Origin of the sequence: Mixta calida (assembly GCF_002953215.1) — a bacterium.
Classification (GTDB): domain Bacteria; phylum Pseudomonadota; class Gammaproteobacteria; order Enterobacterales; family Enterobacteriaceae; genus Mixta; species Mixta calida.
The window spans coordinates 3,301,133-3,323,081 of the sequence record NZ_CP026378.1 but is presented as its reverse complement, the minus strand read 5'-3'; the positions used below and the strand labels follow the sequence as shown (position 1 = coordinate 3,323,081).

At 58.6% G+C, this 21,949-nt stretch carries 23 protein-coding genes; 19 read left to right on the top strand and 4 right to left on the bottom strand.

The genetic code is table 11. The annotated features are described in order from the left end of the window. Window positions 1-429 precede the first annotated feature (429 nt). From C2E16_RS15770 to glnB, 4 genes are all read left to right on the top strand, one after another. Window positions 430-1,854: a sensor histidine kinase gene (locus tag C2E16_RS15770; RefSeq protein WP_038629909.1), complete on the top strand. Its 1,425-nt coding sequence runs from the start codon at window positions 430-432 to the stop codon at window positions 1,852-1,854. Between the two features lie 5 nt (window positions 1,855-1,859). Beyond that, window positions 1,860-2,591, top strand: coding sequence for a two-component system QseEF-associated lipoprotein QseG (qseG, locus tag C2E16_RS15765; RefSeq protein ID WP_052133868.1), 732 nt, complete (start codon window positions 1,860-1,862; stop codon window positions 2,589-2,591). Then, a complete protein-coding gene (glrR, locus tag C2E16_RS15760; RefSeq protein WP_038624669.1) occupies window positions 2,591-3,925 on the top strand; it encodes a two-component system response regulator GlrR in 1,335 nt (444 codons plus the stop codon). The genes qseG and glrR overlap by 1 nt, the downstream gene beginning before the upstream one ends. A gap of 123 nt (window positions 3,926-4,048) precedes the next feature. Then, window positions 4,049-4,387 (top strand): nitrogen regulatory protein P-II, encoded by a 339-nt coding sequence (glnB, locus tag C2E16_RS15755; protein WP_038624670.1) that lies wholly within the window; start codon window positions 4,049-4,051, stop codon window positions 4,385-4,387. A 109-nt stretch (window positions 4,388-4,496) separates the two neighbouring features. On the opposite strand, the gene C2E16_RS15750 is transcribed toward glnB, so the two are convergent. Together C2E16_RS15750 and hmpA are read right to left on the bottom strand one after the other, a co-directional pair. After that, the gene (locus C2E16_RS15750; RefSeq protein WP_038624672.1) at window positions 4,497-5,189 is read right to left on the bottom strand and encodes an aspartate/glutamate racemase family protein; all 693 of its coding nucleotides are present in this window, start codon (window positions 5,187-5,189) and stop codon (window positions 4,497-4,499) included. 36 nt (window positions 5,190-5,225) lie between these two features. Continuing rightward, window positions 5,226-6,410, bottom strand: a complete 1,185-nt coding sequence (gene hmpA, locus C2E16_RS15745; protein WP_038624674.1) for an NO-inducible flavohemoprotein — start codon at window positions 6,408-6,410, stop codon at window positions 5,226-5,228. 318 nt (window positions 6,411-6,728) lie between these two features. On the opposite strand from hmpA, the gene glyA reads away from it, so the two are divergent. Continuing rightward, window positions 6,729-7,982: a serine hydroxymethyltransferase gene (gene glyA, locus C2E16_RS15740; protein WP_038624676.1), complete on the top strand. Its 1,254-nt coding sequence runs from the start codon at window positions 6,729-6,731 to the stop codon at window positions 7,980-7,982. Between the two features lie 124 nt (window positions 7,983-8,106). Further along, window positions 8,107-9,270, top strand: coding sequence for a 3-phenylpropionate MFS transporter (locus tag C2E16_RS15735; protein ID WP_038624678.1), 1,164 nt, complete (start codon window positions 8,107-8,109; stop codon window positions 9,268-9,270). Here the strand turns inward: C2E16_RS15735 and csiE are convergent. Continuing rightward, window positions 9,253-10,521 carry a stationary phase inducible protein CsiE gene (csiE, locus tag C2E16_RS15730; protein WP_038624680.1) on the bottom strand — a complete coding sequence of 423 codons (1,269 nt, stop codon included), beginning with the start codon at window positions 10,519-10,521 and terminating at the stop codon, window positions 9,253-9,255. The genes C2E16_RS15735 and csiE overlap by 18 nt on opposite strands. A gap of 124 nt (window positions 10,522-10,645) precedes the next feature. On the opposite strand from csiE, the gene C2E16_RS15725 reads away from it, so the two are divergent. Together C2E16_RS15725 and C2E16_RS15720 are read left to right on the top strand one after the other, a co-directional pair. Then, window positions 10,646-11,311 (top strand): DUF1007 family protein, encoded by a 666-nt coding sequence (locus tag C2E16_RS15725; RefSeq protein ID WP_038624682.1) that lies wholly within the window; start codon window positions 10,646-10,648, stop codon window positions 11,309-11,311. Then, window positions 11,296-12,285 (top strand): nickel/cobalt transporter, encoded by a 990-nt coding sequence (locus C2E16_RS15720; protein ID WP_104951565.1) that lies wholly within the window; start codon window positions 11,296-11,298, stop codon window positions 12,283-12,285. Before C2E16_RS15725 ends, C2E16_RS15720 begins: the two co-directional genes overlap by 16 nt. A 73-nt stretch (window positions 12,286-12,358) precedes the next feature. On the opposite strand, the gene suhB is transcribed toward C2E16_RS15720, so the two are convergent. Then, window positions 12,359-13,162 (bottom strand): inositol-1-monophosphatase, encoded by an 804-nt coding sequence (gene suhB / locus C2E16_RS15715; protein ID WP_038624686.1) that lies wholly within the window; start codon window positions 13,160-13,162, stop codon window positions 12,359-12,361. A 120-nt stretch (window positions 13,163-13,282) separates the two neighbouring features. Between suhB and trmJ the strand changes: the two genes are divergently transcribed. The 11 genes from trmJ to sseB all read left to right on the top strand — a co-directional run bounded on the left by trmJ (window position 13,283) and on the right by sseB (window position 21,867). Continuing rightward, entirely contained in the window at window positions 13,283-14,011 is a 729-nt protein-coding gene (gene trmJ, locus C2E16_RS15710) for a tRNA (cytosine(32)/uridine(32)-2'-O)-methyltransferase TrmJ (protein WP_038624689.1), read from the top strand. Window positions 14,012-14,148: 137 nt separating this feature from the next. After that, window positions 14,149-14,643 carry a Fe-S cluster assembly transcriptional regulator IscR gene (gene iscR, locus C2E16_RS15705; protein WP_038624690.1) on the top strand — a complete coding sequence of 165 codons (495 nt, stop codon included), beginning with the start codon at window positions 14,149-14,151 and terminating at the stop codon, window positions 14,641-14,643. Window positions 14,644-14,682: 39 nt separating this feature from the next. Further along, window positions 14,683-15,897, top strand: a complete 1,215-nt coding sequence (locus C2E16_RS15700; protein ID WP_038624691.1) for an IscS subfamily cysteine desulfurase — start codon at window positions 14,683-14,685, stop codon at window positions 15,895-15,897. Between the two features lie 24 nt (window positions 15,898-15,921). Beyond that, a complete protein-coding gene (gene iscU / locus C2E16_RS15695; RefSeq protein ID WP_038624692.1) occupies window positions 15,922-16,308 on the top strand; it encodes a Fe-S cluster assembly scaffold IscU in 387 nt (128 codons plus the stop codon). Window positions 16,309-16,317: 9 nt separating this feature from the next. Continuing rightward, on the top strand, window positions 16,318-16,641 hold the full coding sequence (iscA, locus tag C2E16_RS15690) for an iron-sulfur cluster assembly protein IscA (RefSeq protein ID WP_038624693.1): 324 nt from the start codon (window positions 16,318-16,320) through the stop codon (window positions 16,639-16,641). A 78-nt stretch (window positions 16,642-16,719) separates the two neighbouring features. Beyond that, window positions 16,720-17,238, top strand: a complete 519-nt coding sequence (gene hscB, locus C2E16_RS15685) for a co-chaperone HscB (protein ID WP_038629912.1) — start codon at window positions 16,720-16,722, stop codon at window positions 17,236-17,238. A 14-nt stretch (window positions 17,239-17,252) separates the two neighbouring features. Then, on the top strand, window positions 17,253-19,103 hold the full coding sequence (hscA, locus tag C2E16_RS15680) for a Fe-S protein assembly chaperone HscA (RefSeq protein WP_038624694.1): 1,851 nt from the start codon (window positions 17,253-17,255) through the stop codon (window positions 19,101-19,103). A gap of 3 nt (window positions 19,104-19,106) precedes the next feature. Then, on the top strand, window positions 19,107-19,442 hold the full coding sequence (gene fdx / locus C2E16_RS15675; protein ID WP_038624695.1) for an ISC system 2Fe-2S type ferredoxin: 336 nt from the start codon (window positions 19,107-19,109) through the stop codon (window positions 19,440-19,442). Window positions 19,443-19,496: 54 nt separating this feature from the next. Then, complete coding sequence (gene iscX, locus C2E16_RS15670) at window positions 19,497-19,697, top strand: Fe-S cluster assembly protein IscX (protein ID WP_038624696.1); 201 nt, start codon at window positions 19,497-19,499, stop codon at window positions 19,695-19,697. A 45-nt stretch (window positions 19,698-19,742) separates the two neighbouring features. After that, window positions 19,743-21,029 carry an aminopeptidase PepB gene (pepB, locus tag C2E16_RS15665; RefSeq protein ID WP_038624697.1) on the top strand — a complete coding sequence of 429 codons (1,287 nt, stop codon included), beginning with the start codon at window positions 19,743-19,745 and terminating at the stop codon, window positions 21,027-21,029. A gap of 49 nt (window positions 21,030-21,078) precedes the next feature. Further along, on the top strand, window positions 21,079-21,867 hold the full coding sequence (gene sseB, locus C2E16_RS15660; protein WP_038624699.1) for an enhanced serine sensitivity protein SseB: 789 nt from the start codon (window positions 21,079-21,081) through the stop codon (window positions 21,865-21,867). Window positions 21,868-21,949: the final 82 nt, after the last annotated feature.

Genomic DNA, 21,949 nt, shown 5'->3' with positions numbered 1-21,949 from the left:
TTATCCGCGTAATAATCCTCTTGTGCCAATGGCGCTGTTTTTTAACCTTATCTTAATCAAGCAGTTAAATATTTTTATTTTAAATTGGCATAACAATTGCTAATATATCCGCAGTGGCTCATTCACCTGTTTATGACAGCCCTGCTTCGGCGGTCTAGCGCTTCATAAAAATCCCGAATGACGCACAAAACGGTGCCTGCCGTCCACGTACCGATAACAGCCGTTCGCGGCTTTATCAAACACCGGGCGCAACGTTGAGTTAGGCACCACCTATTCCCGGCGCGATGAAGAGTCGTCGCGCTTAAAACGGCAGGGCTTCGGCTCTGCCGTTTTATTTTGCGCGCTATCCCGCACCGTTGTCTTGATCAGACTTTCCTCCCGCCTCGTTGTTCGCTAGCATCAACCTCACTTCAACCAAGGATAATGCGCGTGAAAAACTGGCGACTCTTTCCCCGTTCCCTGCGTCAGCTGGTGCTGATGGCTTTTCTGCTGGTGCTGCTGCCGCTGCTGGTGCTGGCCTGGCAGGCGTGGGAAAGCCTCTCCGCGCTGAGCCAGCAGGCGGCGGATACCAACCGCACCACGCTGACCGACGTGCGCCGCAGCGAGGCGATGGCGCGCACCGCGCTGGAGCTGGAGCGCAGCTACCGCCAGTATTGCGTGCTGGGCGATCCGGTGCTGGCGCGGCTCTATCAGACGCAGCGCACGCGCTATTCGCAGATGCTGGACGCCCACGCGCAGGTGCTGCCCGATCTGCGCGCCTGGCAAAGCCTGCGGCAGACGCTGACCCAGCTGGAGCAGCTGCATTGCCTGAACAGCAATCCTGTTAACGCCGCCGCCGCCAGTCTGGAAACGTTCTCCGTCGCTAACGCCGCGATGGTGCAGGCGACGCGCGAATCCGCCTTTTCCCGCGGTCTGCAGCTGCAACGCGAGATTGCCGAGCGCGGCCAATTTTTCGGCTGGCAGGCGCTGCTGCTGTTTCTGGTGACGCTGGCGCTGGTGCTGCTGTTTACCCGGATGATTATCGGTCCGGTAAAGGGCGTGGAGCGAATGATCAACCGGCTGGGCGAGGGCAGGCCGCTGGGCAACATGGCCAGCTTTAAAGGGCCGCGTGAGATCCGCGCGCTGGGGCAGCGTATCCTCTGGCTGAGCGAACGTCTGGCGTGGCTGGAATCGCAGCGTCATGAGTTTCTGCGCCATATCTCTCACGAACTGAAAACGCCGCTGGCCAGCATGCGTGAAGGCACCGAGCTGCTGGCGGACGAGGTGGCCGGTCCTCTCACCGCCGATCAAAAAGAGGTGGTCGCCATTCTCGACGGCAGCAGCCGACATTTGCAGCGGCTGATCGAACAGCTGCTGGACTATAACCGCAAGCTGGCCGATACGCCGCAGCCGCTGGAAACGGTCGACCTGTCGCAAATCATTCACAGCGTGATCGATGCGCATGCCCTTACGGCGCGCGCCAAGCTGATGCAGACGCACGTTGAGCTGGAGGCCGCCACCTGTCGCGCCGAACCGGTGCTGCTGACGCGTGTGATCGATAATCTCTATTCCAACGCTGTCTATTACGGTAGTGAATCCGGTACCATTTGGTTTCGTACCCAGACACACGGCAATCGGGTATGGATCGACGTCGCCAATACCGGCACGCCTATCCCGGAAGCGGAGCAGACGATGATCTTTGAACCTTTCTTTCAGGGGCGACAACAGCGTAAGGGCGCGGTCAAAGGCAGCGGACTTGGGCTGAGCATTGCAAAAGATTGCCTGCGGCGCATGCAGGGCGATCTGCATTTTATTCACACGGAGGAGGCGGATGTCTGCTTTCGTATCGAACTTAATTTAAGCGTCGGGAAATAATCGCGATGACCTTCTTTACTTTTTCTGTCGCACAACGCATTGGCCGACGTTTGGCGCTGCTTTCCATGCTGCTGGTTGCCGCTTGCCAGGCGCCGTCGCATAGCGTTTTACCGCGCCAGGCTGCGTCGCTTCCCGACCCGGAAATCAATATCGTCGATTATCTGGCGGTGGACTGCGCGCGCATCTGGCAAATTAACGACGGCAACAGCATCAAAAACCCGCTTTACTGGCTGCGCGCCACCGACTGCGCGGCGCGGCTGTCGCCGATAGCGGCGCGCGCCGAGGCTCATAACTGGCCGCCCACCAGCTGGCAAAATAGCTTTAAACAGGGGATTTTGTTGGATAACGGCAACGTAACGCCGGTCGAGCGCCAACAGTATATCGCTCAGCTCGACAGCTTCAGCGTCGCCTTTCCCGCGTCGGTGCGGCCGCTGATGCAGCTGTGGCGTGCTAATCAGGCGGCCCAGCTCGATCTGTCGGAAACGCGTACGCGCTACCATCATCTGCAACAGTCAAGCGACAACCAGCTTGACGCCCTGCGGCAAAAACAGGCGCAGCTAAGCCGTGAGTTGGCGGAGACGCGCCGCAAGCTGTCGACGCTAACCGATATTGAGCGTCAGCTCTCTTCACGAAAATCGCCGGATGTCTCTGAGAATAGCCATAGCGATGAAAACAGCGTCACCGGCGCTTCTGCGCCGACATCCGCCGTAAACAGTAACGAAAAAGAGGCGCAATAATGCCACATAACTCCGCCCGTCTGCTGCTGGTTGACGATGACGCCGCGCTGCTGAAGCTGCTGGGCATGCGTCTGACCAGCGAAGGGTTTCAGGTCACTACCGCCGACAGCGGGCCAGACGCGCTGCGCCAGCTGAATAAAGAAAAGGTCGATCTGGTGATCAGCGATCTGCGCATGGATGAAATGGACGGCCTGGCGCTGTTTGGTGAAATTCAGCGCCTCCATCCCGGTCTGCCGGTCATTATCCTGACGGCGCACGGTTCGATTCCGGAAGCGGTCTCGGCGACGCGGCAGGGCGTTTTTAGCTTTTTGACCAAGCCGGTCGACCGTGACGCGCTATATAAAGCCATCGATGAGGCGCTGGCGCACAGCGCGCCAGCCAGCGATGACGCCTGGCGGGAGGCGATCGTCACCCGCAGCCCGCTGATGCAGCGTCTGCTGGAGCAGGCGCACATGGTGGCGCAATCGGACGTCAGCGTGCTGATCAATGGACAGAGCGGCACAGGAAAAGAGGTGCTGGCGAAAGCGATCCATGCCGCCAGTCCGCGCGCCAGCAAGCCGTTTATCGCTATCAACTGCGGCGCGCTGCCGGAGCAGCTGCTGGAATCGGAACTGTTCGGACACGCCAAAGGCGCGTTTACCGGCGCGGTCAGCGCGCGCGAAGGGCTGTTTCAGGCGGCGGAGGGCGGTACGCTGTTTCTCGATGAAATCGGCGATATGCCGCAGACGCTGCAGGTTAAGCTGCTGCGCGTGTTGCAGGAGCGTAAGGTGCGTCCGCTGGGCAGCAACCGCGACCTTGATATCGACGTGCGCATCCTTTCCGCCACCCATCGCGATCTGCCGAAAGCGATGGAGAGACAGGAGTTCCGTGAAGATCTCTTCTACCGCCTGAATGTGGTCAGCCTGAAAATTCCGGCGCTGCATGAGCGCGCGGAGGATATTCCGCTGCTGGCGAATCATCTGCTGCGTCAGGCGGCGGAGCGGCACAAGCCTTTTGTCCGCAGCTTTTCTACCGATGCGATGAAGCGTCTGATGACCGCCAGCTGGCCCGGCAACGTGCGTCAGCTGGTGAACGTGATCGAGCAGTGTGTGGCGCTGACTTCGACGCCGGTAATTAGCGAAGCGCTGGTGGAGCAGGCGCTGGCGGGTGAAAACACCGCGTTGCCTACGTTCGTCGAAGCGCGCCATCAGTTTGAGCTGAACTACCTGCGCAAGCTGCTGCAAATGACGAAAGGCAATGTAACCAACGCAGCGCGGCTGGCGGGGCGCAACCGCACCGAATTTTACAAGCTGCTGGCGCGTCACGAGCTGGATGCCAACGACTTCAAAGAGTAGTTTTTACTGCCGCTTGCGCCGCCAGATATGGTAGCTTAGCCTGCGAAAAAGACAGGGCGTGTCCATCGCACGTATACTGAGTATTACCCGTCCGGCCACGGAGGGAGAGAAAAAGGGTCCGTTATGAAAAAGATTGACGCAATTATCAAACCGTTCAAGCTCGACGATGTACGCGAGGCGCTGGCCGAAGTCGGCATCACCGGCATGACCGTGACTGAAGTAAAAGGATTTGGCCGCCAGAAAGGGCATACGGAACTCTATCGCGGCGCGGAATATATGGTCGATTTTCTGCCGAAGGTTAAAATTGAGATCGTAGTGGCTGACGATATCGTCGATACCTGTGTCGATACCATTATGCAAACCGCGCAGACTGGCAAAATCGGCGATGGCAAAATCTTTGTGTACGATGTGGCGCGCGTAGTGCGCATCCGTACCGGCGAAGAAGACGAAGAAGCGATCTGATCGCCCGCGCTGAAAAAAGCCAGCCCCGTCAAAGGCTGGCTTTTTTATTATCTGAAGCAGGGCCGCTTCAGGTGGCGCCGTGCGACGTGAAACCCGTCGGGCGCTGAAATTACGCCAGCGCCAGCGCGACGGCGGCCTCGGCATGGATGCGCGTGGTGTCGAACAGCGGCACCTCTGCATCCTCTTGATCAATCAGCAGCGTAATCTCTGTACAGCCCATAATAATTGCCTCGGCGCCGCGCGCCACCAGTTCGGCAATCACCGCCCGGTATTTTTCACGCGAGGCGGCGTTGATATGGCCCAGGCATAGCTCCTGATAGATGATCTGATGCACGGTTTCACGTCCGGCCTCGTCCGGCACCAGCACCTCGATGCCGTACTGCTGCTCCAGGCGCGCTTTATAAAAGGGCTGCTCCATGGTGAAGCGGGTACCCAACAGGCCTACCTTGCCCGCGCCGGATGATTTCACCGCCTCGGCCGTCGCATCGGCGATGTGCAGCAGCGGCAGCGACGCCGCCGACTGAATGGCGGGGGCGACCTTATGCATAGTGTTAGTGCACAGCACGATAAAATCCGCATTGGCCGCCTGTAGCGCACGGGCGGCGTCGGCAAGCTTTTCACCCGCCGTCTGCCAGTCGCCGGTCGCCTGTAACTGTTCTATTTCATAAAAATCGACGCTGTACATCACCAGCCTGGCGGAGTGCAATCCGCCAAGCCGCGCCTGTACGCCTTCGTTGATGATTTTGTAATAAAGCGCCGTAGACTCCCAGCTCATTCCGCCCAGCAAACCGATCGTTTTCATTGCTCACCCGTGCATGCGTTGGTTCAAACGATCAGCTTAAACCACTTTATGCGGACCAAACACCTCATAGTGAATATGCTGGTTCGGCACGCCCGCGTCCAACAGCTGACGGGCAATGAATTGCATAAAGCCGACCGGGCCGCAGAGATAGAACTGACGGTCAGGCTCGTTCAGCTCGGACGCCACCACCGACAGATCCATCGTGCCCTGCGCATTGAAACGTCCGGCATCCGCGTCCAACGGCTGACGATACCAGGTATAGCTGTGGAAATGAGGCAGCTGTGCGCCGGTCTCTGCCACTTCGTTCGCGAACGCGTGCAGCGAGCCGTTTTCCGCCGCGTGCAGCCAGGTTACCGGCGCCGGATGTTTTTCCGCCGCCAAACCATGCAGCATTGATAGCATCGGCGTCAGGCCGACGCCTGCGGAGATCAGCGTCACCGGCATCGACGGAGCCGCCTGGAGGAAGAAATCGCCCGCCGGCGCCGCCAGATTAATCACATCGCCCACTTTCGCTTTGCCGTGCATCCAGCCGGAGACGGTGCCCTGTGGTTCATGTTTGACCGCGATGCGATAATGGTGGCCGTTCGGCGCATGGGTCAGTGAATACTGGCGAATTTCATGGTTGGCGAAATCGGGGTCCTGCACATGCACGCCCAAATACTGGCCGGGCTGGAAATCCGCTACCGGTTTGCCGTCGACCGGCGTCAGCGTAAAGCTTTTGATTACCTCGCTCTGCTGTTCGATCGCCTCAATACGGAAAGGGCGAGTGCCGCGCCAGCCGCCAGGTTTTTCTTCATTAGCGTGGTAAATCTCTTCTTCACGATTGATAAAGACGTTAGCCAGCACGCCGTAGGCTTTGGCCCAGGCCTCCAGGACTTCGTCGCCCGGGTGCAGCATCTCATCAATGGTCGCCAGCAGATGCTTGCCGACGATCTGATATTGCTCGGGCTTAACGGAGAAGCTGGTGTGCTTTTGCGCAATACGTTCCACCGCAGGCAGCAGGGCCGCCAGGTTGTCCAGATTGGCGCCATAAGCGCAGATAGCGTCGAATAACGCCTGACGCTGATCGCCGTTGCGCTGATTGCTCATATTGAACACATCTTTCAGCTCGGGATTATAGGTAAACATCCGGTCATAAAAGTGAGCGGTCAGGGCAGGGCCGGTGGCGGCGACGGCGGGGAGGGTGGACTTAACGGTAGCGATGGTTTGAGCATCAAGCATGGGCTTCTCCTGGTAGATTTATAACATGAATTTTATATGCATGTTAAAGGTTGCCGGTTGCGTTTGTAAATAAGACCGTAAAAATAAAGGGGTTACTGTTAAGAGTAATGAAAAAACGGCAAGGTGGCGTTGAAGAAATATCCGATTCGCGTGGAGAGATAAATTGCCACCTAAGCCTTGCCAGCGCTCAAGCCAATCGTTTGCGTAAAAACCCGTCCCTGACGCTATGCTTCACCCTGCAAAAGGGTTTACACTGTTGGCCTTCGCCCGTCAGGGCTAAAAATTGCCGTTAAAAGTTAGCTGAGTCAGGAGATGCGGATGTTAAAGCGAGAGATGAACATTGCCGATTACGATGCCGAGTTGTGGCAGGCGATGGAGCAAGAAAAAGTGCGTCAGGAAGAGCATATTGAACTGATTGCTTCAGAAAACTACACCAGCCCGCGCGTCATGCAGGCGCAAGGTTCACAGCTGACCAATAAATATGCCGAAGGCTATCCGGGCAAACGCTACTATGGCGGTTGCGAATATGTCGATATCGTCGAGCAGCTGGCGATCGATCGCGCTAAAGCGCTGTTCGGCGCCGACTACGCCAACGTACAGCCGCACTCCGGTTCACAGGCTAACTTCGCGGTTTACACCGCGCTGCTACAGCCGGGCGATACTATTCTGGGCATGAACCTCGCACACGGCGGCCACCTGACGCACGGTTCGCCGGTCAACCTGTCCGGCAAACTTTACAATGTCGTGCCGTACGGCATCGATGAAACCGGCAAAATTAACTATGACGAGCTGGCTACTCTGGCGCAGCAGCATAAGCCGAAAATGATCATCGGCGGCTTCTCCGCCTATTCCGGCGTCTGCGATTGGGCGAAAATGCGTGAAATCGCCGACAGCGTTGGCGCTTACCTGTTTGTCGATATGGCGCACGTGGCGGGCCTGATCGCCGCAGACGTCTATCCGAACCCGGTTCCGCATGCGCATATCGTCACCACCACCACCCATAAAACTCTGGCGGGTCCGCGCGGCGGCCTGATCCTGGCGAAAGGCGGTGACGAAGATCTGTATAAAAAACTCAACTCCGCCGTCTTCCCTGGCGGCCAGGGCGGCCCGCTGATGCATGTGATTGCAGGCAAAGCCGTCGCGCTGAAAGAAGCGATGGAGCCGGAGTTTAAGGTTTATCAGCAGCAGGTTGCGAAAAACGCCAAAGCGATGGTGGAAGTTTTCCTGGAGCGCGGCTACAACGTAGTTTCCGGCGGCACCCATAACCATCTGTTCCTGCTGGATCTGGTGGATAAAAACCTGACCGGTAAAGAAGCGGACGCCGCTTTAGGACGCGCTAACATCACCGTTAACAAAAACAGCGTACCGAACGATCCGAAAAGCCCGTTCGTCACCTCCGGCATCCGTATCGGCACCCCGGCGGTGACCCGTCGCGGCTTTAAAGAAGCGGAAGTACGCGAGCTGGCCGGCTGGATTGTCGACGTGCTGGACAATATCAACGATGAAGCCACTATCGAACGCGTGAAGCAAAAAGTCCTCGAGATCTGCGCGCGCTTCCCGGTTTATGCCTGAGCTTAACCCTCTGCGCTAAACAAACGCCTCGTTCCTGTGAACGGGGCGTTTTTCTTTGTAAGCCGCCAAAATTGCTTATGTTTCGTTAATTTGCTAAACCAGGCGCCTCAATGGCGGGGGATATATGACGGTTCGTTCGACTTACTGGTTAGCACTCGGTTACTTCACCTACTTTTTTTGTTATGGCATCTGGTTGCCGTTCTGGGCGGTCTGGCTGAAAGGCACCGGCCTGGACGCAGAGAAGATTGGCCTGCTGCTCGGCGCCGGGATGATCGCCCGCTTTGTCGGCAGCCTGCTGATCGCGTCGCGCGTGCGCGATCCCTCTCAGCTGGTGCTGGCGCTGCGCCTGCTGGCATTGCTGACGCTGCTCTGCGCCGTCGGCTTCTGGGTAGAGCAGCAGTGGCTCTGGCTGCTGCTGGTAATGGTTGGCTTCAACCTCTTTTTCTCGCCGCTGGTACCGCTCAGCGATGCGCTGGCCGCCACCTGGACGCGGCAGATCGCGCTGCCCTACGGGCCGGTCAGGCTCTGGGGCTCGCTGGCGTTCGTGATCGGCTCGGCGCTTACCGGCATGCTGGTAACCGCCTGGAACAGCCAGGCGGTGCTGTCGCTGCTTAGCGTCGGCATCGTAATGATGCTGGGCGGCATGCTGCTGCGGCCCGCGGTAATGCCATTGGGCGACGCGCGCGAAGCGCAGAGCGCTGGCTGGGCCGAATGGAAAGCGATGCTGTGTGAAAACGCTGTCTGGCGCTTTTTACTCTGCGTGACGCTGATGCAGGGCGCGCACGCCGCCTATTACGGTTTCAGCGCTATTTGGTGGCAGGAGGCAGGCTACTCCGCCAGCGTAGTGGGTTATCTCTGGTCGCTGGGCGTGGTAGCGGAAATCGTTATCTTCGCCCTGAGCAATCGTCTCTTTCATCGTTGGGGCGCGCGCGATCTGCTGCTGCTCTCCGGCATTTGCGCTCTGGTGCGCTGGAGCCTGATGGCCAGCACTACGCAGCTGCCGTGGCTGATCGTGGCGCAAATCCTGCACTGCGGCAGCTTTACCGTCTGTCATCTGGCGGCGATGCGTTTTATCGCTGCGCGGCAGGGCGGGGAAGTGATTCGGATGCAATCGGTTTACTCCGCGCTGGCGATGGGCGGCGGCATCGCGGTGATGACCATGGTATGCGGCGTGCTGTTCAACGCGCTACAGGGCAAGATCTTCTGGGTAATGGCGCTGCTGGTGGTGCCGGCGCTGTTTTTACGACCGCGCGCGCAGGCGCAGAAAGCTTCAGGACTCCAGCAGTAGACGGATGCGCTGCTGCTGCTGCGCGGTGAAAGGCTGCTGCGCATGAATCAGCGGCGGTGAGTAGAGCGGGAGCGGGGTGGTGTAAGGTGAAATCACCAGCGTCACCCCCTTTGGCGCGCCGTCACGCTGAAAGTCGCGCATCGGCAAATATTTCACGCTCAGCGGCAGCAGCGTCAGCTCGCGCAACTGCTCCTCCAGCCGACTCTCCAGCGCCGCGTTCTCTCCGGTTAACAGCAGCACCTGCTTTTCCTGCAGGGCATTCTCCTGCATCAGCCATGCGCCGAAAATTACTGCAATCAGCCCCAGCTCCTCCGCCGAAAAGCGGATGCCGTAGTGATTTTCAAACGCTTCAATCGCCGTGCGCGTGGCGCGCAGCAGGCGCGGATAGAGGCGTATTACCTCTTCCGACAGGCTTTTGTCGATGCCTACCGCGAAATGACAGCGATCCAGCGCCTGCGCCAGATGGGTATAGAGCTGGCTGCACAGCCCGCGCTCGTCGCTGAAGCGCATGCCGGACTGCGCCTGAAAACGCGCGATCAGCAGCCGCGTCTGTTCCAGCAGTTGCTGTTCCCACAGCTGCTGCGCCAGGCCGACGGAGGGGGCGTGAATCATGCTGAACAGCAGCGTGAAAAAATCGATTTCGCTGGCGTCGGGTGCAAAACGGCAGCGCCGCTGCCAGTGGCGAATAACATCCTGCGCCGCCAGCCGCTCCGCTTTCTTTTCCAGCCACTGTCGCTGCTGCGCATTGAAGGCGGCGAGGCGCGTATGGCAAAGCGAATATTGCATAAACAGCTGCAAAAACAGCCGATCGCGTGGACTGAAGTTGCGCTGCAGGCGTCCGGCACAGTGCTGGATCAACGCCTGCAGGTTATGTTCGTCGTAGAGCAGCTTCTCGATTTGCCGCGCCTGCAAATGCTGACGCAGCGCCGGGGTAAAAGTATTTTCAATAAAAACCGGAGAGACGCGCAGCGCGCGGCGCAGCCAGTGCAGCAGGCACAGGCGTCGGTCCAGTTCGCTGCCCTGTAATAACAGGCTGCCATCCTGTTGATAATGGATGCCAAGCTGATGGTAACGCTGGATCTCCTCATCAACCTCCGCTATATCTTGCCGGGCAAGCGACGGGTCCACACCATTGAGTTGGCACAGACTTTCCAAGGTCAGCAAGGGATCGGGCAGATAGAGCATTAACAGGAGATGACAACGACGCTGGGAACTGGAGAAGAGTGGTGCTGTGGTTGTAGCAGAACTCATCGTAGATTTTCCGGTCAGTCATACCAAAAATAAGCATAGACAACCGTTGTGACGCCAGGCGGCAGCCGCCATTTTTTTATCCAGACGTAAACCTGGCTCACAAAATTGCAGAACAGGAAAATGCATGACAGCGAAATTGTTATCTTATAACATCTACAAACGCGCCGTTTTTGCCATGGCTGCGCTGGCGCTATCGCCTTTAGCCTGGTCTCACCCGCACAGCTTTATCAGCATGCAAACAACGCCGGTAATCGATAAAGATGCGCTGACAGGATTGAAAATGGTCTGGACGATGGATGAAATTACCTCTGCCGATCTGCTGTATGATGCAGGCAGCGCCGCACCCGATTCGCCAGTATGGAAAAAGCTGGCGGCGGAAGTGATGGCTAACGTGCTGGCTCAGCACTACTTTACCGAATTCTGGCATCAGGGCCGCGCGGTAAAGTTCGATAATCTGCCGCCCTCTTATCAGCTGACGCGCAGCGGCGCAAAAGCGGTGCTGACCTTTGTGCTGCCGCTGGCGCAGCCGCAGAAGCTGGCGGGTCAGACCTACACCTTCAGTACTTTCGATCCCACTTATTTTGTCGATATGACTTACAGCGATGCGCAGGCGCTCAGCCTGCCGGATGCGCTAAAAACGCGCTGTAAACTGACGCTGCAAGCGCCAAAGCCGGACGCCTCGTTGAAAGCGTTCGCCCTGTCGCTGGATAAAGCCGACGCGCCGCCGGAAAGCATGGACCTTGGCCGCCAGTTCGCCCAAACGGTAACCTTCTCATGTCCTCAATCCTGACAGAAAAACGCTGCGCGCGCCGGGGTGGTCTCTGGCCGCTCTGGGGAACGCTTGTCCTGCTGCTGGCGGGCACTTTCGCCGCCTGGTGGTACTGGCCGCAGCTATTGCTGCAAAGCGTAAACTGGCAGAAAGCGCTGCATCAGGAGATGATCGCCGTACTGCAACGTGTCGCTCAGCAACCGGGGCAGGCGGGCGCGACGCTGCTTGGCTTTAGTCTGCTGTATGGCGTCCTGCATGCGCTGGGGCCGGGACATGGCAAAGTGGTGATCGCCACTTTCCTCGCCACCCATCCGACGCGGCTAAAAACCAGCCTGAAGCTGACGCTGGCGGCGGCTATTGTGCAGGGCCTCGTGGCGGTGGCGCTGGTCACTTTGATGCTGGGTATTTTGCAACTCTCTTCCCGCCAGCTGCATCTCAGCAGTTTCTGGCTGGAAAAGGGCAGCTATCTGCTGGTGATCGGGCTGGGTGTCTGGCTGTGCTGGCGCGCGCTGCGTCAGCTAATGCGCCAGCGCACGCCAGCACAGCGAATCCAGCGGCTGCGTCCGCCTGAACATAGCCATGACGCTCACTGCGGCTGCGGTCATCAGCATCTGCCGGACAGCGAGCAGCTGGCGCGCGCGACCGGCTGGAAAACCTCGTTGCTGGTGGTGCTGTCGATGGGGCTGCGCCCCTGTTCCGGCGCGATCATGATGCTGCTTTTTTCGCGGGTGATTGGCGTCTACGGCTGGGGCGTGGTCAGCGCGCTGGCGATGGCGGTCGGCACCGCGCTGACGGTGTCGGCAATGGCGCTGCTGGTGCAGAGTTCGCGCACGCTGGCCATACGGTTAAACCGGCGGGCGACGCCAGCGCGCTGGCAACGCGTCGCGCTGCAAAGTCTGGCGCTGGCCGGCGGCGCGCTGCTGATCGCCGGCGGCGTCATGCTATGGCTCAGCGCACAACCGGCCCTCTCCGGCGGCCTGCGTCCGCTGGGCTGAACCACGCCTGAAAAAGCATAAAAAAATGCCGCGCCTTCCCGAAGGAGGACGCGGCATTTTTATTGCGGAGAGATTAACGCTTCAGCGCATCGCTCAGCTCGTCGCGCATGGCGGCCAGCAGCGATTTTACAACGCGTGGATTGCCAGCAACCAGGTTGCCGGAGGTCATAAAGCCGTGACCACCGGTAAAGTCGGTGACCAGCGAGCCCGCTTCACGTGCGATCAGTTCACCCGCGGCGAAATCCCACGGCTTCAGGCCGATTTCAAAATAGCCGTCAACGCGGCCAGCGGCGACATAGCAGAGGTCCAGCGCGGCGGAACCGGTGCGGCGGAAATCGGCGCACTGGGTAAAGAGCTTGCCAACCAGTTTCATATAAGTTGCGGCGTGCTGTTTCTGCTTGAACGGGAAGCCGGTCGCCAGAATGGTGCCGTCCAGGTCGCGCGCGGTGCTGCCGCGCAGACGGTAGCCGTTCAGCTGTGCGCCCTGACCGCGTACCGCGGTAAAGAGTTCGTTGCGCATAGGATCGTAAACCACGGCGACTTCGGTACGGCCTTTGATGCGTACGGCGATAGAAACGGCGAAATGGGGCAGGCGTTTAATAAAGTTGGTGGTGCCATCCAGCGGATCGATAACCCATTGCACATCCTGGTCTTCTGCCGACAGTTCGCCACTCTCTTCACCAATAATGGTGTGCTGCGGGTAAGATTTACGAATCACCTCAATAATCAGGCGCTCGGCGTCGCGGTCAACATTGGTCACGAAATCGTTGCTGCCTTTCTGGCTGGCTTCAACGGCGTCCGGGGTTTCGTAATTTTTGGCGATTAAATTGCCGGCCTTGCGCGCAGCGCGCACGGCGATGTTGAGCATCGGATGCATCAGTATCTCTCGCTGGATGTTAAAGAACGGGGAAAACGGCGCGGAGTATAGCAGGGAGATCGGAAAATGTCCTGCATTTATGTTAGCATGTACGAATTATCTCACTGACCGCCGAGTTGTATGCTGCAAAATATTCGTATTGTGCTGGTGGAGACCTCTCACACTGGCAATATGGGTTCCGTCGCCCGCGCGATGAAAACCATGGGGCTGACTAACCTTTATCTGGTTAATCCGCTGGTCAAACCTGACTCTCAGGCTATCTCTCTCGCCGCCGGCGCCAGCGATGTGATCGGCGATGCGGCCATCGTCGATTCGCTGGATGAAGCGATTGCGGGCTGTAGCCTGGTGGTCGGCACCAGCGCCCGCTCGCGCACGCTGCCGTGGCCGATGCTGGACGCGCGTGAATGCGGCGTCAAATGCGTGGAAGAGGGCGCGCAGGCGCCGGTCGCCATCGTATTTGGCCGCGAGCGCGTCGGTCTGACCAACGACGAACTGCAAAAGTGCCATTATCACGTGGCGATTCCGGCTAACCCGGAATACAGCTCGCTCAATCTGGCGATGGCGGTACAGATCCTGGCGTATGAAGTGCGCATGGCTTTCCTGCAAAGCGGCCGCACTGAACAGCCGCAGTATGAAGAGAGTCCCTATCCGTTGGTGGATGACCTTGAGCGCTTTTATCAGCATCTGGAGCAGATGATGGTTAACAGCGGCTTCATTCGCCAGGGCAATCCGGGTCAGGTGATGAGCAAACTGCGTCGCCTTTATACCCGCGCGCGCCCGGAGCGTGACGAGCTGAATATCCTGCGCGGCATGCTCTCTTCCTTTGAGAAAAAGCGCGGCGACAGCTGAAAGCGACAGCCCCGGCGTAGCGTAATACTTGAGTGTTTTACCAGGTTAAATAGTTGACCAAAACACTCAGGAATGTCAGACTTGCGACCATCATCAGTAAACTCCGATAACCGGGTATAACAGAAGGTCACCAGGCTATGAGACTGACATCAAAAGGCCGTTACGCCGTTACCGCAATGCTTGACGTTGCGCTGCACTCACATGAAGGGCCGGTGCCGCTGGCTGATATTTCAGAGCGTCAGGGGATCTCTCTTTCTTATCTTGAACAGCTGTTCTCGCGCCTGCGTAAAAATGGCCTGGTCGCCAGCGTGCGCGGACCGGGCGGCGGCTACCTGCTGGGCAAAAGCGCGGCGGATATCGCCGTCGGCGCGGTGATCACCGCCGTTGACGAATCGGTCGACGCAACGCGCTGTCAGGGCAAAGAGGGCTGCCAGGGCGGAGAGCGCTGTCTGACTCACGTGCTATGGCACGATTTAAGCGAACGCATCAGTGATTTTCTTAACAATATTACGCTGGCCGAGCTGGTGAATAATAAAGAGATCCTGGACATAGCGGATCGCCAGAACAATGAGACGCGCCGTATGGCGAATGGGCGTACGCAGGAAACCATTAATATAAATCTGCGCGCCTGATTTTATTTGAATTGAAGCGATGTACGGAGCTTAAGAGCAATGAAATTACCGATTTACCTGGATTATTCCGCTACGACGCCGGCCGACCCGCGCGTGGCGGAAAAAATGATGCAGTATCTCACCCTGGACGGGACTTTCGGTAACCCCGCCTCACGTTCGCACCGTTTTGGCTGGCAGTCTGAAGAGGCGGTGGATATCGCCCGTAATCAGATCGCCGAGCTGGTTGGCGCCGATCCGCGCGAAATCGTTTTTACCTCTGGCGCGACCGAATCCGACAACCTGGCGATTAAAGGCGCAGCGCAGTTCTACCAGAAAAAAGGCAAGCACATTATCACCAGCAAAACCGAGCATAAAGCGGTGCTGGATACCTGCCGCCAGCTGGAGCGCGAAGGGTTTGAAGTGACTTACCTGGCGCCGCAGAGCAACGGCATCATCGATCTGAAAGCGCTGGAAGCGGCGATGCGTGACGACACCATTCTGGTTTCCATCATGCACGTCAACAACGAAATCGGCGTGGTGCAGGATATCGCCACCATCGGCGAAATGTGCCGCGCGCGCGGTATCATTTACCACGTTGACGCTACCCAGAGCGTTGGCAAACTGCCTATCGATCTTAGCCAGCTGAAAGTCGATCTGATGTCTTTCTCCGCGCATAAAATCTATGGTCCGAAAGGCATCGGCGCGCTCTACGTGCGTCGCAAGCCGCGCATCCGTCTGGAAGCGCAGATCCACGGCGGCGGTCACGAGCGCGGCATGCGTTCCGGTACGCTGCCGGTGCATCAGATTGTCGGCATGGGCGAAGCTTACCGTATCGCGAAAGAAGAGATGGAAAGCGAAATGGCGCGTCTGCGCACGCTACGTAACCGCCTGTGGGACGGCCTGAAAGATATCGAAGAAGTCTATCTTAACGGCGACCTGGAACAGGGCGCGCCGAACATCCTCAACGTCAGCTTCAACTACGTTGAAGGCGAATCGCTGATCATGGCGCTGAAAGACCTGGCGGTCTCCTCCGGTTCCGCCTGTACCTCCGCCAGCCTGGAACCTTCTTACGTGCTGCGCGCGCTGGGCATGAGCGATGAACTGGCCCACAGTTCCATTCGTTTCTCCCTCGGCCGCTTCACTACCGAAGAAGAGATTGATTACACCATCGCACTGGTGCGCAAATCTATTGGCCGTCTGCGCGACCTCTCTCCGCTGTGGGAGATGTTTAAAGCGGGCGTGGATTTGAACAGCATTGAATGGGCGCATCACTAATTTCAGGTTTCAGGAGAACAGATCATGGCTTACAGCGAAAAAGTAATCGATCACTACGAAAATCCACGCAACGTCGGCTCTTTTGACAACAGCGATCCTTCTATCGGCAGCGGCATGGTCGGCGCGCCGGCGTGCGGCGACGTGATGAAGCTGCAAATCAAGGTCAGCGACGCGGGCATCATTGAAGACGCGCGCTTCAAAACCTACGGTTGCGGCTCCGCCATCGCCTCCAGCTCGCTGATTACCGAATGGGTAAAAGGCAAATCGCTGGACGAAGCGGCGGCGATCAAGAACACGCAGATTGCTGAAGAACTGGAACTGCCGCCGGTGAAAATTCACTGCTCCATTCTGGCTGAAGATGCGATCAAGGCCGCTATCGCGGATTACAAGAGCAAGAAAGACACACAGTAAGGGGGAGTTATGTCCATTACCCTGAGCGAAAGCGCGGCAACGCGCGTGAATGCCTTTCTGCACAATCGTGGCAAAGGTTTCGGTTTACGTCTCGGCGTACGCACCTCCGGCTGTTCCGGCATGGCTTACGTGCTGGAATTTGTGGATGCCCCTGAGCCGGAAGATACCGTCTTCGAAGATAAAGGCGTGAACGTGGTCATCGACCCGAAAAGCCTGATCTATCTCGACGGGACCGAGCTCGATTTCGTGAAGGAAGGTCTGAACGAAGGCTTCAAGTTCAACAATCCGAACATGAAAGATGAATGCGGCTGCGGAGAAAGCTTCAACGTATAAGCGTTGACGCAGCGGCAGGACAGATCGCTCCGGTAACGGAGCGATGCTATGCATTCCTCTGTATTAACCGAGTCTCCTATGGATTACTTCACCCTTTTTGGTCTGCCGCAGTCGTTTGAGATTGATGCGGCCCAGCTCACCGCCCGCTTTCAGGAACTGCAGCGTCAGTTCCACCCCGATCGTTTCGCTTCCCAGCCGGAGCGCGAGCGCCTGCAGGCGCTGCAACAGGCCGCTACCATCAATCAAGGTTACCAGGCGCTGCGTCAGCCGCTGCCGCGCGCGGAATATCTGTTGTCGCTGCACGGTTTCGATATCAATAACGAACAGCATACGATGCGCGACACCGCTTTTCTGATGGAGCAGCTGGCGCTGCGCGAAGAACTGGACGCAATCGAAAACGCCCCGGACGCCGAGGCGAAGCTGCAGGCTTTTATGCAGCGCATTGAGGCGATGATGCAGCAGCGCAGCGCGCAGATGCGTCAGGAGCTGGCCGACGCCCGCTGGGAAACGGCTGCGGACACGGTGCGCAAGCTGCGTTTTCTCGCTAAACTGCGCAGCCAGTCAGAAGCGCTGGAAGAGAAGCTGCTTGATTTTTAACCGGGAAGATTAACATGGCGTTATTACAAATCAGCGAGCCGGGGCAGAGCGCCGCGCCGCATCAACGTCGTCTGGCCGTCGGCATCGATCTGGGGACCACCAACTCATTAGTCGCCACCGTGCGCAGCGGCCAGGCAGAAACCCTGCCCGATGCGCAGGGACGCCATCTGCTGCCCTCTGTGGTGCAATATCAGGCGCAGCAAAGCCTGGTAGGATGGGAAGCGCGCCAGCAGGCGGCGGCCGATCCGGTCAATACCATCAGTTCGGTCAAGCGTCTGATGGGCCGCTCGTTGGCGGACATCCAACAGCGTTATCCCCACCTTCCTTACCAGCTTCAGCCAAGCGAAAACGGCCTGCCGCTGATCCAGACTGCCGCGGGCACGCTGAATCCGGTGCGCGTCTCCAGCGACATTCTGCAAACGCTGGCGGCGCGCGCGCGCGAAAGTCTGGGAGGCGATTTGGATGGCGTAGTGATCACCGTGCCCGCCTATTTTGACGACGCGCAGCGTCAGGGCACGCGCGACGCCGCACGGCTGGCGGGCCTGCATGTGTTGCGTCTGCTTAACGAGCCGACGGCGGCGGCGATCGCCTACGGTCTCGACTCCGGTCAGGAAGGGATGATCGCGGTCTACGATCTGGGCGGCGGCACCTTTGATATTTCCGTGCTGCGCCTGAGCCGCGGGGTCTTTGAAGTGCTGGCTACCGGCGGCGATTCGGCGCTGGGCGGTGATGATTTCGATCACCTGTTGGCTGACTGGCTGCGCGAGCAGGCGAGCCTGCACGATCGCGCCGATCATGGCGTGCAGCGTCAGCTACTGGATAGCGCCATCGCGGTAAAAATCGCGCTCAGCGACAGCGACAGCGTGCCGGTTACGCTGGGCGACTGGCAGGGCGTAGTGACGCGCGACGATTTTAACGGCCTGATCGCCGGGCTGGTGAAGCGTACGCTGATGGCGTGCCGTCGCGCGCTGAAAGATGCGGGCGTCACCCCGGAAGAGGTGTTGGAAGTGGTAATGGTCGGCGGCTCTACCCGCGTGCCGCTGGTGCGTGAAAAGGTGGGCGAATTCTTTGGCCGACAACCGTTAACCACCATCGATCCCGATAAGGTCGTCGCCATCGGCGCGGCGATTCAGGCTGATATTCTGGTCGGCAACAAGCCGGACAGCGAAATGCTGCTGCTGGACGTCATTCCGCTCTCGTTAGGACTGGAGACCATGGGCGGCCTGGTGGAGAAAGTGATCCCGCGCAATACGACCATTCCGGTGGCGCGCGCGCAGGAATTCACCACCTTTAAGGATGGCCAGACGGCGATGAGCATTCATGTGCTGCAGGGCGAGCGCGAGCTGGTTTCCGACTGCCGTTCCCTGGCGCGCTTTGCGCTGCGCGGCATTCCGGCGATGCCCGCAGGCGGCGCGCACATTCGCGTCACTTTCCAGGTGGATGCGGACGGCCTGCTGAGCGTGACGGCGATGGAGAAATCCACCGGCGTCGAAGCCTCTATTCAGGTAAAACCCTCCTACGGACTGACGGAAAACGAAATCGCCAGCATGATTACCGACTCCATGACCTGGGCGCAGCAGGACGTTGCGGCGCGCAGGCTGGCGGAACAGAAGGTGGAAGGCCTGCGGGTGCTGGAAAGTCTCGAAGGCGCGCTGGCGGAAGACGCCGCGCTGCTGAGCGCGGAAGAACTGCACGCTATTCAACAGGCGCAGCGTCAGCTGCAGGAAGCCATTCGCGGCGATGAGGTCGACACCATCAGCGCGGCGGTAAAACAACTCGATAAAGTAACCCAGGATTTTGCCGCCCGTCGTATGGACAATTCCGTCCGTCGCGCGCTGGCCGGGCATTCTGTGGATGAGGTTTGATCAATGCCTAAAATTGTCTTTTTGCCCCACCAGGATCTGCTGCCGGAAGGCGGCGTGTTTGACGCAGCCCAGGGCGAAACCATCCTTGACGTCGCCCTGCGCAACGGCATCGATCTGGAACATGCCTGCGAAAAATCGTGTGCCTGCACCACCTGCCACTGCATCGTGCGCGAAGGCTTCGACTCGCTGCCGGAAAGCAGCGAAGACGAGGACGATATGCTGGATAAAGCCTGGGGACTGGAGCCGGAAAGCCGTCTCAGTTGCCAGGCGCGGGTAACCGACGAAGATTTAGTGGTGGAAATTCCGCGCTACACCATTAACCACGCGCGCGAACATTAATCGTTAAAAACGGGTCGGCCTTCAAGCCGGCCCGTTTTTGTCTGAGGAAAGATCATGGGACTGAAATGGACCGACAGCCGTGAAATCGGCGAAGCTTTGTATGATGCTTACCCGGATACCGATCCAAAAACGGTGCGTTTTACTGATATGCATCGCTGGATCTGTCAGCTTGAAGCGTTCGATGACCAGCCTGATGCCTCCAGTGAAAAGATTCTGGAAGCGATACTGCTGGTCTGGCTGGATGAGTTTGAATAATCTCTCAGGTACCTCCGTTTCAGATAAAGAAAAGGGACCACGTTAATGGCAACTGAAAAGATGAATATCGCGCTGTCGACTGCGGCAGCCGACGCGCGCTGGGGTGAAAAAGCGATCCTCAGCAGCAGCAATGAAGGCATGACCATTCACCTGACCGGCGGCGACGCGCTGGCGACCATTCAGCGCGCGGCGCGCAAGATCGACGGGCAGGGCGTCCGACACGTTTTTCTCAGCGGCGACGGCTGGGATCTGGAGAAAAGCTGGGCTTTCTGGCAGGGCTATCGCGGTCCGAAAGGCGAGCGCAGCGTTGACTGGGCGCCGCTTGGCGACAACGAACGCGCCGAGCTGGAATATCGTCTGAGCATCATCGACTGGGTACGCGATATCATTAACCAGCCGGCGGAAGAACTGGGCCCGGAACAGTTGGCCCGTCGGGCAGTGGATCTGATCGCTAAATACGCTGGCGATGCGGTCAGCTATCGCATTACTAAAGGCGACGATCTGCGTGAACAGAACTATATGGGCCTGCATACCGTTGGACGCGGCTCTACCCGCGGCCCGGCGCTGCTGGCACTGGACTATAACCCTGGCGGCGATGAAAACGCGCCGGTTTACGCCTGTCTGGTGGGTAAAGGAATTACCTTCGACACCGGCGGTTACAGCCTGAAGCCGAGCGCCTTTATGGACTCGATGAAGTCCGATATGGGCGGCGCCGCCACCGTGACCGGCGCGCTGGCCCTGGCGATCGCGCGCGGCCTTAATAAGCGTGTGAAGCTCTATCTCTGCTGCGCCGACAACATGGTGAGCGGCAATGCGTTCCGCCTCGGCGACATCATTCGCTATCGCAACGGTAAAACCGTTGAGGTGATGAACACCGATGCGGAAGGGCGCCTGGTGCTGGCCGACGGGCTGATTGACGCCAGCCAGCAACAGCCCCAGCTGCTGATCGACGCCGCGACCCTGACCGGCGCCGCCAAGACCGCGCTGGGCAACGATTACCACGCGCTGTTTACCTTTGACGACGCGCTGGCGCAGCAGCTGTTAAGCAGCGCAGAGAGCGAGAATGAAGCCTTCTGGCGCCTGCCGCTGGCGGAATTCCATCGCAGCCATCTGTCATCGAACTTCGCCGATCTCAACAACATCGCCGGAGCGGCGCACACCGCAGGCGCCAGCACCGCCGCCGCGTTTCTGTCGCATTTCGTCAGCAACTATCAGCAGGGCTGGCTGCATATCGACTGCTCCGCGACCTATCGCAAAGGCGCGGTTGAGCAATGGTCTGCGGGCGCGACCGGGCTTGGCGTGCGCACTATCGCCAACCTGCTGCTGAAATAAGCGTGCGGAGCCGGTGGCAAACCGGCTCCGATTGAAAAGCGGAAAGAGCATGAATCACACTGAAAATAATCCTAACCAACGTCTGGAAGAGGTGCTGAAGCTGGCGGCCACCGAGCCGGCGCATCGGCCTGAATTTTTCGCACTGCTGATGGAAGCCAGCGTGTGGGTGCCTGGCACCAGCACCGGCGAACAGCTGGACGCCAGCACGCCGGTCGATCTGCAACACTGGGAAAAAGAGGACGGCACCAGCGTCATTCCCTTTTTTACCTCAGAAGCGGCGATGGCTGAGGCGACGGAAGGCGAGCAGTCTTACGTCATGCTGCCGGTGCGCACGCTGTTCGGAATGACGCTTGGCGAAACGCTATTTCTCAATCCTAAGCTTTCGGCGGGAAAAGAGTTCTCCGCGCGAGAGATCGCGCATCTGCTTGGCGAAGAGGGCGACGCCCTGAGCCAGCAGACGATCCTGGAAGGCGGCGAACCGCTGCTGTTGTCGGAAATCGCCGAGCCGCCGGCGCAGATGATCGACTCCCTGACGCAGCTGTTCAGCAAACATAAGCAGGTGCGCCGGGCGTTTGTCGCTCATATCAAAGAGCAAGCTGACGATCGGCCTAACCTGCTGATCGGCATTGAAGCCGATGGCGATATCGATAACATCATTCGCGCCGCTGGCGCGGTGGCGACCGATACGCTGCTGGAGGATGAGCCGGTCGATATCTGCGAGGTGGTTGACGGCGAACAGGGCATCAGCCACTTTTTTACCGCGCACATCACGCCATTTTATGAGCGCCGCTGGGGCAGCTTCCTGCGTGAGTTTAAAGGCGGCCAGCGTATTATCTGACGCGCGACGGCGGCAAAGCTTATGACGTGAAAGCGATAACGCATAAGAGCAGAAGCGGCAACCCTTAAGGGAAGGGACGGCG